At 68.8% G+C, this 14,218-nt stretch carries 13 protein-coding genes; 8 read left to right on the top strand and 5 right to left on the bottom strand.

Annotation, left to right across the window (positions count from 1 at the left end):
• The first annotated feature begins 72 nt into the window (after window positions 1-72).
• Window positions 73-1,686: an MFS transporter gene (locus tag GON09_RS02405; RefSeq protein ID WP_213930442.1), complete on the top strand. Its 1,614-nt coding sequence runs from the start codon at window positions 73-75 to the stop codon at window positions 1,684-1,686.
• Here the strand turns inward: GON09_RS02405 and GON09_RS02400 are convergent.
• From GON09_RS02400 to hrcA, 4 genes are read right to left on the bottom strand one after another with little or no spacing between them, the layout of a single operon-like run.
• Window positions 1,630-2,442: an alpha/beta hydrolase family protein gene (locus tag GON09_RS02400; RefSeq protein WP_213930441.1), complete on the bottom strand. Its 813-nt coding sequence runs from the start codon at window positions 2,440-2,442 to the stop codon at window positions 1,630-1,632. The two genes, GON09_RS02405 and GON09_RS02400, sit on opposite strands and share 57 nt — an antisense overlap.
• An 11-nt stretch (window positions 2,443-2,453) precedes the next feature.
• Entirely contained in the window at window positions 2,454-3,212 is a 759-nt protein-coding gene (locus GON09_RS02395) for a 16S rRNA (uracil(1498)-N(3))-methyltransferase (RefSeq protein ID WP_213930440.1), read from the bottom strand.
• A gap of 9 nt (window positions 3,213-3,221) precedes the next feature.
• Complete coding sequence (gene dnaJ, locus GON09_RS02390) at window positions 3,222-4,373, bottom strand: molecular chaperone DnaJ (RefSeq protein WP_213930439.1); 1,152 nt, start codon at window positions 4,371-4,373, stop codon at window positions 3,222-3,224.
• 47 nt (window positions 4,374-4,420) lie between these two features.
• Window positions 4,421-5,464, bottom strand: coding sequence for a heat-inducible transcriptional repressor HrcA (gene hrcA, locus GON09_RS02385; protein ID WP_213930438.1), 1,044 nt, complete (start codon window positions 5,462-5,464; stop codon window positions 4,421-4,423).
• A gap of 158 nt (window positions 5,465-5,622) precedes the next feature.
• On the opposite strand from hrcA, the gene GON09_RS02380 reads away from it, so the two are divergent.
• Window positions 5,623-6,009 carry a type II toxin-antitoxin system VapB family antitoxin gene (locus GON09_RS02380; RefSeq protein WP_244865352.1) on the top strand — a complete coding sequence of 129 codons (387 nt, stop codon included), beginning with the start codon at window positions 5,623-5,625 and terminating at the stop codon, window positions 6,007-6,009.
• Between the two features lies 1 nt (window position 6,010).
• Here GON09_RS02380 and hemW read toward each other — a convergent pair whose 3' ends face one another.
• Complete coding sequence (hemW, locus tag GON09_RS02375; RefSeq protein ID WP_307854494.1) at window positions 6,011-7,231, bottom strand: radical SAM family heme chaperone HemW; 1,221 nt, start codon at window positions 7,229-7,231, stop codon at window positions 6,011-6,013.
• A gap of 393 nt (window positions 7,232-7,624) precedes the next feature.
• On the opposite strand from hemW, the gene GON09_RS02370 reads away from it, so the two are divergent.
• From GON09_RS02370 to ppk2, 6 genes are all read left to right on the top strand, one after another.
• A complete protein-coding gene (locus tag GON09_RS02370) occupies window positions 7,625-9,343 on the top strand; it encodes a nitrite/sulfite reductase (protein WP_213930437.1) in 1,719 nt (572 codons plus the stop codon).
• A 49-nt stretch (window positions 9,344-9,392) separates the two neighbouring features.
• Window positions 9,393-10,118 (top strand): phosphoadenylyl-sulfate reductase, encoded by a 726-nt coding sequence (locus GON09_RS02365; RefSeq protein WP_213930436.1) that lies wholly within the window; start codon window positions 9,393-9,395, stop codon window positions 10,116-10,118.
• A complete protein-coding gene (gene cysD, locus GON09_RS02360) occupies window positions 10,115-11,059 on the top strand; it encodes a sulfate adenylyltransferase subunit CysD (RefSeq protein WP_213930435.1) in 945 nt (314 codons plus the stop codon). Before GON09_RS02365 ends, cysD begins: the two co-directional genes overlap by 4 nt.
• Before the next feature lie 2 nt (window positions 11,060-11,061).
• Window positions 11,062-12,396, top strand: coding sequence for a sulfate adenylyltransferase subunit 1 (locus GON09_RS02355; RefSeq protein ID WP_213930434.1), 1,335 nt, complete (start codon window positions 11,062-11,064; stop codon window positions 12,394-12,396).
• Complete coding sequence (locus GON09_RS02350; protein WP_213930433.1) at window positions 12,393-13,139, top strand: sirohydrochlorin chelatase; 747 nt, start codon at window positions 12,393-12,395, stop codon at window positions 13,137-13,139. The genes GON09_RS02355 and GON09_RS02350 overlap by 4 nt, the downstream gene beginning before the upstream one ends.
• 105 nt (window positions 13,140-13,244) lie before the next feature.
• Complete coding sequence (gene ppk2 / locus GON09_RS02345; RefSeq protein ID WP_213930432.1) at window positions 13,245-14,135, top strand: polyphosphate kinase 2; 891 nt, start codon at window positions 13,245-13,247, stop codon at window positions 14,133-14,135.
• Window positions 14,136-14,218 lie beyond the last annotated feature (83 nt).

Below are 14,218 nucleotides of genomic sequence, written 5' to 3'. Positions count from 1 at the left end.
CTGCGTAACTTGCACAGCACCGTGCAGAACGGGGCTCGGCCCCAGCCCATCCAGCACCCCGAGGAGAGCCTGATGACCACTGCTGTCATTCGATCAGGAGGGAGCGCAGCGAAGGAACCTTACCGGCTGCGCTGGGCAGGACTCGCGGTGCTGTGCCTGAGCCTGCTCATCGTCGTGATGGCGAACACCTCACTCATCGTCGCCGCGCCCGGAATGCTGCGCGACCTGCAGCTCACCAGCGCCGACATGCAGTGGATCATCGACGGCTACACCGTCCCCTACGCCGCGCTGATGCTGCTGTTCGGCGTGCTCGGCGACCGGTACGGGCGACGACGCGCGCTGCTGGCGGGCCTCGCGGCGTTCGCCGTCGGCGCGGTGTACGGATCGCTCGCCGACAGCGCGGCCGACGTGATCGTCGCGCGCATCGTCATGGGTGTGGGCGCCGCCGTCATCATGCCCGCGACCCTGTCGTTGCTCGTCGCGATGTTCCCCGTGCGCGAGCGTGCCCGGGCGATCGCGGCCTGGGCGGCCACCTCGGGCCTTGCCATCGCCCTCGGCCCCCTGCTCGCCGGATGGCTCCTCGAATCGAACTCGTGGGGGTCGACCTTCCTCATCAACGTGCCGATCGCGGCGTTCGCCGCGATCGCGGCCGTGATCCTCGTACCCGCATCGAAGGCGGACGATCTCACCCGCACCGATTGGATCGGCGGCGCACTGTCGGTCCTCGCCCTCGGTGGGATCGTCTACGCGATCATCGAAGGCTTCCACTTCGGTTGGGGCACCGAGGTGATCGCGACCACGGTCGGTTCGGTGGTCGCCGCGGTTCTCTTCGTCGTATGGGAACTGCGCCATCCCCGGCCGCTGCTGGATCTGCACCGCGTCGCGGACCGGACCGTCGGCGGGGCGTGCGTCGCGGTGCTGTTGCTCTTCCTCGTCGCGTTCGGAGCCATCTACTTCGTCGCCCAGCAGTTCCAGTTCGTGCTGGGCTACGGCCCACTCGAGACGGGTCTGCGTCTGCTCCCGCTTGCGGTGACGGTCTCGCTGGGTGCGGCGCTGAGCGGCCGGCTCGCCCCTCGCCTGGGCGCGCGGATCCTCGTCGGCGCGGGCATGATCGCCGCCGCGGCAGGCATCCTCGCCCTCACCGTCACGGACACCGGCTCCGGTTTCACGCCCTTCCTGATCTCGTTGCTGCTGCTGGGACTGGGCATCGGCCTGGCCACACCACCGTCCACCGACCTCATCATGGGCGGCTTCCCCGACTCGGATCTCGGAGCGGCGGGCGGATTGAACGACACCGCAGTGGAATTCGGCGGCTCGCTGGGCATCGCCGTGCTCGGCTCGATCCTCGCGACCACCTATCACCGCGAGATCTCCGGTTTCCTCGACGGATTGCCGTTGGCGGATCTGACGGGCCCGATGGCCGATCAGGCGGCGATGGCCATCGAGGCGTCCGGCGACTCGGTGGGCGGCGCGGCGATTGTCGCGGAGGAACTCGCGGCCAATCCGTTCGCGGCGTCGTACGCCCAGCCTCTGCTCGACGCGTCGTCCGCGGCGTTCGCGCAGGCGATCTCGTCCGCGAGTCTCGTCGCCGGCATCGTCCTGCTCCTCGGCGCCGCGACGGTCACGGCGCTACTCCCCCGCGGACTCCGCGCCCGCTCCCGCAGCGATGCCGAGGTCGGCGACTGACGGAGCGGTGAGCAGTTCGAGAGATCGCTCCCAGGAGCGAGTCGTGCGGTTCAGGAAGGCGACGTGGTCGTCTCCGTCGACCAGTTCCAGCGACACCGGATCCCCCGCTGTCGCGGCCGCCCCGGCGTAGCGGTGCGCGACGCTCACCGGAACCTGCTCGTCGGTGGTGCCGTGCAGCACCGCGACCGGCACACCGATCGGCACCCGGTGCGTGGGTGAGGCCGAGCGGTAGCGCTCCGGCGCATCCGCGTAGGACGCACCGAAGAGCGCCTCGAACGCCTGCACACGGCGACCTCGCTCCCCGGCCGTGACGAGGTCGAGTGCTCCTGCCTGCGAGACCACGAATTCAGGCCGCACCGACGTGTTCTCACCGGCGAGCCACACCGCCAGCTGACCTCCCGCCGAGTGACCGACGAGCCGGACACGGTCGACGTCGACCTCGATGCCGGCGCGCTGCGCGTGCGGAACGACCTCGGTGAAGATCGTCTCGAACGCCGCGACCACGTCCGCGGACATCTCGTCCCACGCGCCCCCGGCCTCGAGGCGTCGGTACTCGACGTTCCACGCCACCACACCGCGACGGGCGAGGTCGACGGCGAGCGCCGTGCCCAGGGTGAGCTGGTAGCGACCGTGCCACGACCCCCCGTGGACGACCATGACGACGGGAACGGGCCCCGTCACCGTCTCGGGGTCGGGCAGGAAGACGTGCCCGAACTGCTGCGAGTGGGGGCCATACGCGATTTTCGTACGAGCCAAGAGGAATTCCTTCAGTGCAGGGGCCGGGTGCGCCACCGGTCGGTGAGCACGCCGATCGCTCCGAGTGCGACTGCCGCCGCGGTCGAGGTACGCAGCACCGTGGGGCCGAGGCCGACTGCCACCGCCCCCACGTCGACGAGGGCGTGGACCTCCGCGTCGTCGAGTCCGCCTTCGGGACCGACGATCAGAGTCAGCGAATCGGCGTCGCGCACCGGCAGGTCGGCGAAAGGTGTGGTCGCGGATTCGTGCAGCACCGCGACGACGTCGCCGCGCTCGACGGCCGACCGGACGCGGGCGACGACCTCGGGGGTGCGGTGCAACGCGTCGACCGTGGGCACACGCGCGCGCCGCGACTGCTTGGCCGCCGAGGTCGCGACCGCCTGCCACTTTGCAACACCCTTGTCCGCCTTGGCATCCCATCGAGCGACACAACGCGCCGACTGCCACGGCACGAACTCGTCGGCCCCGGCCTCGGTGGCCAGTTCGACGGCGAGTTCGGACCGGTCCGACTTCGGCAACGCCTGCACGACGGTCACGCTCGGACGCGGCGGGTCGACGACACGACGACCGAGCACGACGGCTTCGAGCCGATCCTTCGCCACCGCGGTGACTTCGACGTCGGCGACCTCACCCGCACCGTCGGACAACACGAGCCGTTCACCGACCGCGATGCGGCGCACCGTGGCGGCGTGGCGGCCCTCCTTGCCGTCGAGCACCGCTGTCCGCCCTTCGGCGGGCAACGGGTCGAGGTAGAACAGTGTCGCGGCCACCCGACGGACCTAGCGGGCGCTGAACGCGTCGCGCAGACGCGAGAACAGGCCGCCGGAGTTCTGCGAACCGGTCGTCACGACCTCGACACGCTCGCGGTCGCTGTGCCGGCGCAGATCCTCGAGCAGCTTGGTCTGCTTGTGATCGATCCGGGTGGGCACCACGACCTCGAGATGGGCGTGCAGGTCGCCGCGCGTGCCCGACCGCAGCTTCGGCATGCCGTGACCGCGCAGCACCGAGACCGAACCGGGCTGGGTGCCGGGATCGACGGTGATCTCGGTGGGGCCGTCGAGGATCGTGTCGACCGTCACCTTGGTGCCGAGCGCCGCATCGACCATGGGCACCCGGATGGTGCAGTGCAGGTCGTCACCGTCGCGGACGAAGACCTCGTGCTGCTGTTCGAGCACCTCGACGTAGAGATCGCCCGCGGGACCGCCGCCGGGGCCGACCTCGCCCTGGGCCGCGAGGCGGATGCGCATGCCGTTGCCCACACCGGCAGGCACCTTGACGGTGATCTCGCGGCGGGCGCGCACGCGACCGTCGCCGCCGCACTTGCGGCAGGGATCCGGGATGGTCTCACCGACACCCCGGCAGGTCGGGCAGGGCCGGGACGTCATGACCTGGCCGAGGAAGGAGCGCTGTACCGACTGGACCTCACCGGCACCGCCGCAGGTCTCGCATCGCACGGGCTTCGAGTCGCCGTGGGTACCGGAGCCGGTGCACGAGTCGCACAGGATCGCGGTGTCGACGGTGACCGTCTTGGTGACGCCGCGGGCGCATTCCTCGAGGGTCAGTCGGGTGCGGAGCAGCGAGTCGGCGCCGGGCTGGACGCGGCCGCGAGGACCGCGGGATCCGCCTGCTCCGCCACCGAAGAACGCCTCGAAGACGTCGCCGAGTCCGCCACCGAAACCGGCGCCACCGAAGCCACCGGCGCCGCCGCCACCGGGTTCGAGCGGATCGCCGCCGAGGTCGACGATGCGTCGTTTCTCGGGATCCGACAGCACCTCGTAGGCGGCCGAGATCTCCTGGAAACGCTTCTGCGCCGACTCGTCTGGGTTCACGTCGGGGTGGTGCTCGCGCGCCAACTTGCGGTACGCCCGTTTGATCTCCTGGTCGGTCGCGTTCTTGGACACGCCGAGCGTCCCGTAGTAGTCCCGTGCCACGTTTGGTTCTCGTCCTTACTTCGTTCTACACAGAAAATGGACGGTGCTCAGCGTTCGCCGAGCACCTCACCGATATATCTCGCAACGGTGGCGACCGATGCGATGGTTCCCGGATAGTCCATCCGGGTGGGGCCGAGCACTCCCAGACCACCGAAGACCGTACCCGCGGCACCGTAACCGGTGGACACGACGGAGGTGGTGCGCATCTCCTCGAACTGGGTCTCCTCACCGATGCGGACGGTGACCCGGCCGGCGTCCTGGCTGGACGCGAGCAGCTTCAGCACCACGACCTGTTCCTCCAGCGCTTCGAGGACCGTGCGCAACGATCCCGGCACCATCCCGTGGCCGTCGAAGTCCGCGGCGTTGCGGGTGAGGTTGGCGGTGCCGCCGAGCACGAGGCGTTCCTCGGGGTGCTCGACGAGGGTTTCCACCAGCACCGTGGTGCACCGGATGAGCGCGTCGCGCAGGTCCTCCGGTGCGTTGTCGGCGAGCTCGGTGACCGCGACGGACGCGGCAGCGAGCCGCTTGCCGGCCAGTGCCCCGCCGAGCAGCTCACGCAGCCGCGACAGGCCGTCCTCGTCGATCACGTCGCCGAGTTCGACGATCCGCTGATCCACGCGACCCGAATCGGTGATGAGCACGAGCAGCAGCCGCGCCGGTGTCAGCCCGACCACCTCGAGGTGTCGCACGGACGACGCCGAGAGCGTCGGATACTGCACGACCGCGACCTGACGGGTGAGTTGTGCGAGCAGCCGCACCGCGCGTCGCAGCACATCGTCGAGGTCGACGCCGGATTCGAGGAACTGCAGGATCGCGCGACGCTCGGCCGAGGAGAGCGGCTTGACCTCGGCGATCCTGTCGACGAACTGGCGGTATCCCTTGTCGGTGGGTACGCGCCCGGAACTCGTGTGGGTCTGTGTGATGTATCCCTCGGCTTCGAGCACAGCCATGTCGTTGCGGACCGTGGCGCTGGATACACCGAGATTGTGCCGGTCGACGAGAGTCTTGGAGCCGATCGGCTCCTTGGTGGACACATAATCCGCCACGATGGCGCGCAAGACCTTGAATCTCCGCTCCTCGGTACTCGACAACCCGCCACCTCCGTTTCCGCCGCCTGCAGGACCGCACCTCTCGGGGCCGTACCCTGCCAGTCTAATCGCGCGAGCACCGTGCAGGTGCCGGGCACGTGCGCGACGCCACCCCGGCACCGGGCGCGACGCCGGCAGTGTGGCCCCCGTAATGTGTTCGCATGATCTTCAAGGGCGTCCGGGACGGCAAGCCGTATCCCGATCACGGACTGTCTCTGCGCGACTGGTCGAGGATTCCGCCCCGTCAGGTGCGCCTCGACGAGATCGTCACGACCACGAAGGTTCTCGAACTCGACCGGCTTTTGTCGGAGGATTCGACCTTCTACGGCGATCTGTTCCCACACGCCGTCCAGTGGCAGGGCGTGCTGTATCTCGAGGACGGACTCCACCGGGCGGTGCAGTCCGCGCTGCGGAACCGGCCGGTGCTGCACGTCCGGGTGTTCGAGTACGACGCTCTCATCCCGTCCGGCGATACGTCGTCCGACGACCGTGCGCGCAGGCTCGACGAGCCGTCGCTGCCCGATCTGCCACTGCCCGAGCGGCCCTGAACTAGTCCGCTCCGAGCAGGACGGTGCGCACGACCGCGTCGGCGAGCAGACGCCCCCGGTCGGTCAGCACGAGATGCTCGTCGCACAGCACCGCCAGCCCGTCGGCGACGACCGTGCGCGCGGCGTCTCGTTCCCCGTCGTCGAGCTCCGAGAGCGGCAGACCCGTCCGCAGCCGGACGGTGAGCATCACGAGTTCGGTGTGCCGGTCCTCGGCCGTGAGGTGTTCGCTGCCCGCCACGGGCAGGACTCCGTCGGCGAGGGTCGACGCGTAGCGGGCGGGGTGCTTGACGTTCCACCAGCGCACACCGCCGACGTGGCTGTGCGCCCCCGGTCCGGCGCCCCACCAGTCGCCACCGTCCCAGTAGCCGAGGTTGTGCGCGCAGCGGGCCGACGGGTCGTCCGCCTTCGCCCAGTTCGACACCTCGTACCAGGTCATACCCGCCTCGGCGAGTCGCGCGTCGATCCGCTCGTAGCGCGCGGCGAGTACGTCGTCGTCGGGGGCGGGCAGCTCGCCTCGACGCACACGGCGAGCGAGCGCGGTGCCGTCCTCGACGATGAGCGCGTACGCCGAGACGTGGTCGACGCCTGCCTCGAGCACCGCGTCGAGGGAGGCGTCGAGGTCGGCGTCGCGCTCGCCCGGTGTGCCGTAGATCAGATCGAGGTTGACGTGCTCGAACCCGGCCGCGCGCGCTTCCTTCGCCGCCGCGACCGGCCGCCCCGGTGTGTGGGTGCGGTCCAGAACCGCCAGCACGTGCGGTGCCGCGGACTGCATGCCCAGCGACAGGCGGGTGTATCCGGCCTCCCGGATGGCCGAGAAGAACGGCGTGGAGGTCGACTCGGGGTTGGATTCGGTGGTCACCTCGGCGCCGGGTGCGAGCCCGAACGAGTCGCGGACCGCATCGAGCACCTGCGCGAGCCCGTCCGCGCCGAGCAGCGACGGGGTACCACCACCGACGAAGACCGTCTCGGCGGCGGGGGCCCGTCGTCCGCCGTCCGAGAGCAACCGGGCGCCCGCATCGAGTTCGCGGCGCAGGCCCTCGAGCCAGGACTGCGGCGAGGCGGCGCTGCCGAGCTCACCGGCCGTGTAGGTGTTGAAGTCGCAGTAGCCGCAGCGGGTCGCGCAGAAGGGCACGTGCACGTACACGCCGAACGGTCGCGTCCCCACCCCGGCGAGCGCCGGAGCGGGAAGTTCGAGACCGGCCGGACGACCCGCGATACCGATTTCCGTGCCGGTGCGTCGACCGATCTCCGTGGTGTTCACGACCCCCAGTCTTCCAGAGACCCGCGGGGTGCCTTCGCGCGCGAGCCCGCTACCTCGACATTTCCCGAAAATTGGGTGGAAATACCGGCCGCAATTCGGAATCGCCCCGGTGACATGGCACAATGGTCGGCATGACAGGACCCGGAGTGCGACTCGTGGCGCGACGCCACGTCGACTTCAAGCGCGTCTGCGCGTCCTGTTGTCTGCCTTGCGCCGCTTGTCTCTGCGCCGACTGTTCGTAGTCGGCACTCCCCGGCACATCCCAGATCCCGCCGGGTCGAAGCATGCGTGCACGAGGTTCAGCCCCCTCCTGCGCTCGTCGATCCGGTTCCAGCGAATATCAGGAGACCCTGTATGTCGTCGACCACCGACGTCACTCCCGCCGACGAGTCGGCCAAGCCCGCACGCCGCGCTGCGCGACCTGCCAAGCGCCGCGCCGAGGGACAGTGGGCCCTCGGTTACCGGGAGCCGCTCAACGCGAACGAGCAGGCGAAGAAGGACGACAATCCGCTCAACGTCCGTCGGCGTATCGAGGACATCTACGCGCACACCGGTTTCGACGGAATCGACAAGAGCGACCTGCGCGGCCGGTTCCGCTGGTGGGGTCTGTACACCCAGCGGGAGCAGGGTTACGACGGCACCTACACCGGTGACGAGAACATCGACCTGCTCGAGGCGAAGTACTTCATGATGCGGGTGCGCTGCGACGCCGGTGCCCTGAATGTGGCCCAGCTGCGGACGATCGCCGGTATCTCCACCGAGTTCGGCCGCGACACCGCCGACCTGTCCGACCGCGAGAACGTCCAGTACCACTGGATCGAGGTCGAGAACGTCCCGGAGATCTGGCGGCGCCTCGAATCGGTCGGTCTGAAGACCACCGAAGCGTGCGGCGACTGCCCCCGCGTCGTCCTCGGTTCGCCGCTCGCCGGTGAGTCGCTCGACGAGATCATCGACGGCACCCCGGCGATCGACGAAATCGTGCGCCGCTACATCGGCAACCCCGAATACTCGAACCTGCCGCGCAAGTTCAAGACCGCGATCTCCGGCCAGCAGGACGTCGTGCACGAGATCAACGACGTCGCCTTCATCGGCGTCGAGCACCCCGAGCACGGCCCCGGTTTCGACCTGTGGGTCGGCGGCGGTCTGTCCACCAACCCGATGCTCGCGCAGCGGGTCGGCGCGTGGGTTCCGTTGCACGAGGTCGCCGACGTGTGGGAAGGCGTCGTTGCGATCTTCCGCGACTACGGCTACCGCCGGCTGCGGTCCAAGGCGCGCCTGAAGTTCCTCATCAAGGACTGGGGCATCGAGAAGTTCCGCGAGGTGCTCGAGACCGAGTACCTGAAGCGTCCGCTGATCGACGGTCCGGCCCCGGCCGCTCCCGAGCGTCCGATCGACCACGTCGGCGTCCAGAAGCTGCGCAACGGCCTCAACGCCGTGGGTGTCGCCCCGATCGCCGGCCGTGTCTCGGGCACGATCCTGTCCGCGGTGGCCGACGCCGCCGAGCGTGCCGGCTCCGACCGGATCCGGTTCACGCCCTACCAGAAGCTCATCGTGCTCGACGTCGCCGACGACAAGATCGAGCAGCTCGTCACCGAGCTCGAGGCGCTGGGCCTGCCGGCCTCGCCGTCGCCGTGGCGCAAGAACCTCATGGCCTGCACGGGAATCGAGTTCTGCAAGCTGTCCTTCGTCGAGACGCGCAAGCGTTCGCAGGCCCTGGTGCCCGAACTCGAGGAGCGGCTCGCCGACATCAACGCGCAGCTCGACGTTCCGGTCACGATCAACATCAACGGCTGCCCCAACTCGTGCGCGCGCTCCCAGATCGCCGACATCGGCTTCAAGGGCCAGCTCGTCGACGACGGTGAGGGCAACCAGGTCGAGGGATTCCAGGTGCACCTCGGCGGTGCGCTGGGCTTCGACGCGAAGTTCGGGCGCAAACTGCGCCAGCACAAGGTCACCAGCGCCGAGCTCGGCGACTACATCGAGCGGGTGGTGCGCAACTTCGTCAAGGAACGCACCGAAGGCGAGCGTTTCGGCGAGTGGGTCGTCCGGGCCGAGGAGGCCGACCTGCGATGACCGGCACTGTTGCAGCGGTCGACACGAAGACTGATCGGGAAGGGACGCGATGACGATCGACACGAACATCGACGAGCTCCGGAGTATTGCCGCGCAGGGGGCGGCAGAGCTCGAGGGTGCGTCGGCGCAGGAACTCCTGCGGTGGACGGACGAGACGTTCGGCGTCCCCACCGACAGCGGGCGCAGCGGCTACATCGTCGCGTCCAACATGCAGGACGGGGTCCTGGTCCATCTCGCCGCGCAGCAGCGTCCCGGTGTGGACGTGCTGTTTCTCGACACCGGCTACCACTTCGCCGAGACGCTCGGCACGCGTGACGCGGTGGCGCAGGTGTACGGCGTGAACATCGTCAACGCGCAGGCGCAGCAGTCCGTCGCCGAGCAGGACGCCCTGCTCGGCAAGGACCTGTTCGCCCGCGATCCGAACGAGTGCTGCCGCCTGCGCAAGGTGGTGCCGCTGACGGAGAGCCTGAAGGGTTACCGCGCATGGGTGACCGGCATCCGCCGCGTCGAGGCCCCCACACGCGCGAACGCTCCGCTCGTCTCCTTCGACGACGCGTTCGGACTGGTGAAGATCAATCCGATCGCGGCATGGTCCGACGAGGACATGCAGAACTACATCGACGAACACGGGATCCTCGTCAATCCCCTCGTCGACGAGGGCTACCCGTCCATCGGGTGCGCCCCGTGCACCACCAAACCACTTCCCGGAGCCGATCCGCGCAGCGGGCGCTGGGCCGGCCGAGCCAAGACCGAATGCGGGTTGCACGCCTCATGACACTCACCGATACGAATCCCACCGAAGCCCGGACGTTGCTGGACGGCAACCGGTTCGACACCCTCGATGCCCTCGAGTCGGAGGCGATCCACGTCTTCCGCGAGGTCGCCGGCGAGTTCGAACGTCCCGTCATCCTGTTCTCCGGAGGCAAGGACTCCACCGTCCTGCTGCATCTGGCGATCAAGGCATTCTGGCCCGCGCCGCTGCCGTTCGCTCTGCTGCACGTCGACACCGGCCACAACCTGCCCGAGGTCCTCGAGTTCCGCGACCACGTGGTCTCGAAGTACAACCTGCGGCTCCACGTCGCGAGCGTCGAGGACTATCTCGCCGACGGCCGGCTCACCGAGCGTCCCGACGGCATCCGCAACCCGCTGCAGACCGTGCCGCTGCTCGACGCGATCTCGGAGAACCGGTTCGACGCCGTCTTCGGCGGAGGCCGCCGCGACGAGGAGCGTTCGCGCGCCAAGGAGCGGATCTTCTCCCTGCGCAACGCCTTCGGCCAGTGGGATCCGAAGCGTCAGCGCCCCGAGCTGTGGAATCTGTACAACGGGCGGCACGCACCCGGTGAGCATGTGCGCGTCTTCCCGCTCAGCAACTTCACCGAGCTCGACATCTGGCGCTACATCGCCCGTGAGAACGTCGAACTGGCGAGCATCTACTACACGCACGAGCGTCCCGTCTACCGCCGTGACGGTATGTGGATGACCCCGGGTGTCTGGGGCGGACCGGCCGAGGGTGAACAGCTCGAGGTGCGTTCGGTGCGCTACCGCACCGTCGGCGACGGTTCGACCACCGGCGCGATCCTGTCCGAGGCCTCCACGAACGAGGAGATCCTCGCCGAGGTCGCGGCATCACGACTGACCGAGCGCGGCGCCACGCGCGGCGACGACCGGGTTTCCGAAGCGGCGATGGAAGACCGCAAGCGAGAGGGCTACTTCTGATCATGAGCGACCTCCACGAGCGGAGCGTGCAGAGCGACACGCAGCTGCTGCGCCTCGCCACCGCCGGTTCGGTCGACGACGGCAAGTCCACCCTGGTGGGCCGGCTGCTGTACGACACCAAATCCGTGCTCGCCGACCAGATCGACGCCGTCACCCGTGCGTCGGTCGACCGCGGCCTCGACACCCCCGACCTGTCGCTGCTCGTCGACGGCCTTCGCGCCGAGCGTGAGCAGGGCATCACCATCGATGTGGCGTACCGCTACTTCGCCACGCCGAAGCGCAGCTTCGTCCTGGCGGACACCCCGGGCCACGTCCAGTACACCCGCAACACCGTCTCGGGTGCCTCCACCGCGCAGCTCGTCGTCCTGCTGGTCGACGCGCGCAAGGGCGTCGTCTCGCAGACCCGCAAGCACGCCGCGGTGCTGGCCCTGCTCGGTGTGCCGAAGCTGGTCCTCGCGGTCAACAAGATCGACCTCGTCGAGGATCCGGCCGCGGTGTTCGCGCAGATCTCCGCGGAGTTCGGCGAGCTGACGAGTTCGCTCGGCTGGGCGACCGAGGACGTGCAGGAGATCCCGGTCTCCGCGCTGCACGGCGACAACGTGGCGGTGCGCAGCGAGAACACGCCCTACTACGACGGTCCGACCCTCATCGAGTATCTCGAGTCCGTTCCCGTCGATGCGGATGTGCACGGCCGGCACGAGACCGGTCTGCGTTTCCCGGTGCAGTACGTGATCCGGCCCCGTACGGCGGAATTCCCCGACTACCGCGGCTACGCGGGTCAGATCGCGGCGGGTTCCGTACGGCCCGGCGACGAGGTCGTCGTGCTGCCGTCCGGTGTCCGCACCACCGTCGAGCGCATCGACAGTGCCGACGGCGCATTCGATGTGGCGCACGCCGGCCGGTCGGTGACCCTGGTGCTCGCCGACGATGTCGACGTCTCCCGCGGCGACATCATCGCCACCCCGGAGGCCGCACCGGAGCCGCTGTCCGAGTTCGAGGCCACCGTGTGCTGGCTCGCCGAGAAGCCGCTGCGCCCCGGCGCCCGGCTGCTGCTCAAGCACGGTACCCGCACCACCCAGGCCATCATCGGGACGATCGACCAGCGGTTCGACGAGCAGGACCTGTCCTCCGTCCCCAGCCCGGAGAGCATCGAACTCAACGAGATCGCGCGCATCACGGTGCGTGTGGCCGAGCCGATCGCCGCGGACGACTACCGCGTCAATCGTCGCAGCGGCAGCTTCCTGCTCATCGATCCGGCCGGAGGCAACACCCTCGCTGCCGGTCTCGTGGGCGACGGACTCGCCGACATCGAACTCGGGGACCGCGTCCCGGCATGATGCCGCTCGTCGCCGTCGCGCACGGCAGTCGCGACCCGCGATCGTCGCGGGCCGTGGCTGCCGCGCTCGATACCGTCCGGGCCGAGAACCCCGGCCTGGACGTGCGGCTCGCCTTCCTGGACCTGAACACCCCATCCGTCGGACAGGTCCTCGACGCACTCGCCGCGGACGGCCATCGGCAGGTCGCGGTGGTGCCTCTGCTTCTCGGCAGCGCCTTCCACGCGCGGGTCGATCTGCCGGCGCTGTTGCGCGAAGCCCGGCAGCGCCATCCGCGGCTCGAGGTGCTGTGCTCACCCATTCTCGGCGACGACGGTCTCCTCGTCGACGCGGCTCGCGACCTGATCACGGCGACGGGTGTGTCGGTGGACGATCCGTCCGTGGGCGTCGCGGTGTGCGCGGTGGGGTCGCGACGCCCCGATGCGAACCGCGCGACGGAACCGGTCGTGCCGCGGATCCTGGCCGGAACGGCGTGGACGAGGGCTTCGGCATGCTTCGCCACCTCCGCCGAGCCGTCGGTGGGCTCGGCACTCGGCTCTCTGTCCCGGAGCGGTGCACGCACCCTCGTGCTGGCACCGTGGATCCTCGCTCCGGGATTGCTGTGGGATCGTGCGTGTTCCGTCGCCGAGTCGGTACCGAACGTACGGATCGCAACCACCCTCACGGATCACAGCGCCGTCGCCGGCGTAATCGCCGCGCGCTATTCCGACACCGTGCGCCGGGCGCACCTGCCGCGCGTGGCCTGACGCGCATCACACCGTTCCCGGACGGAATCCACGCGCCGTTCACGTTCCTCCGCTAGAAACGTGAATCAGAGCGTCACTCGACATCGGGATCCGGGAGGGCACCGCGTGCAGAACGAACTGCGTCGCTACATCGATCGGCTCCGTACGGAGGGCTTCTCGGTACGCGACGATCACGGTGAGGACCCCGATCTGATCGACATCGAGGGCCGGGCCGTCGACACCTGGCGGGAGAACTATCCGTACGACACCCGGATGGACCGGGCCACCTACGAGGTCGAGAAGTATCTTCTGCAGATCGAACTGCTGAAGTTCCAGTCGTGGTCCAAGGACAACGGATGCAAGCACATCATCGTGTTCGAGGGCCGTGACGCGGCCGGTAAGGGCGGCACGATCAAGCGGTTCCAGGAGTACATCAATACCCGGCACGCCCGGACCGTCGCGCTCAACAAACCGTCCGACCGTGAGGCGGGCCAGTGGTACATGCAGCGCTACATCCAGCACTTCCCCACTGCCGGTGAGCTCGTGATGTTCGACCGATCCTGGTACAACCGCGCCGGCGTCGAGCGAGTCATGGGCTTCTGCAGCGACGAGGAGTACGAACGCTTCATCACGCAGATCCCGATGTTCGAGCAGCTCATCGTCGACGCCGGGATCTCGTTGACCAAGTTCTGGTTCTCGGTCACGCGGAACGAACAGCGCACACGGTTCGCGATTCGCCAGCTCGACCCCGTCCGCCGTTGGAAGCTGTCGGAGATGGACCTCGAGTCGCTCGACAAGTGGGATCTGTATACCGAGGCGAAGGAAGAGATGTTCCGTCGCACCGACACCGACCACGCCCCGTGGACGACGATCAAGTCGAACGACAAGAAGCGTGCCCGCATCAACGCGATGCGGTTCTTCCTCAACCAATTCGAGTACGACGACAAGGACCGGCAGATCGTCTTCCCGGCCGACTCGAAGATCGTCCAGCGCGGCAAGGATGCCGTCGGCGACTAGGGCCTCCGCACGCGGTGATCCGCACGTGCCGGAACCTGCAGGGCTGGCGCACACACTGTGATCCGTACCACACTGGACGGTGA

The organism is Rhodococcus sp. B50, assembly GCF_013602415.1.
GTDB lineage: Bacteria > Actinomycetota > Actinomycetes > Mycobacteriales > Mycobacteriaceae > Rhodococcus.
The sequence above is the reverse complement of the archived record's forward strand: the minus strand, read 5'-3'. Positions and strand labels throughout refer to the sequence as shown.

Bases quoted from the DNA above. Each gene is read 5' to 3' on its own strand.
- GON09_RS02405 (WP_213930442.1), top strand. From the start codon at position 73: ATGACCACTGCTGTCATTCGATCAGGAGGGAGCGCAGCGAAGGAACCT.
- GON09_RS02380 (WP_244865352.1), top strand. From the start codon at position 5,623: ATGATCTTCAAGGGCGTCCGGGACGGCAAGCCGTATCCCGATCACGGA.
- GON09_RS02370 (WP_213930437.1), top strand. From the start codon at position 7,625: ATGTCGTCGACCACCGACGTCACTCCCGCCGACGAGTCGGCCAAGCCC.
- GON09_RS02365 (WP_213930436.1), top strand. From the start codon at position 9,393: ATGACGATCGACACGAACATCGACGAGCTCCGGAGTATTGCCGCGCAG.
- cysD (WP_213930435.1), top strand. From the start codon at position 10,115: ATGACACTCACCGATACGAATCCCACCGAAGCCCGGACGTTGCTGGAC.
- GON09_RS02355 (WP_213930434.1), top strand. From the start codon at position 11,062: ATGAGCGACCTCCACGAGCGGAGCGTGCAGAGCGACACGCAGCTGCTG.
- GON09_RS02350 (WP_213930433.1), top strand. From the start codon at position 12,393: ATGATGCCGCTCGTCGCCGTCGCGCACGGCAGTCGCGACCCGCGATCG.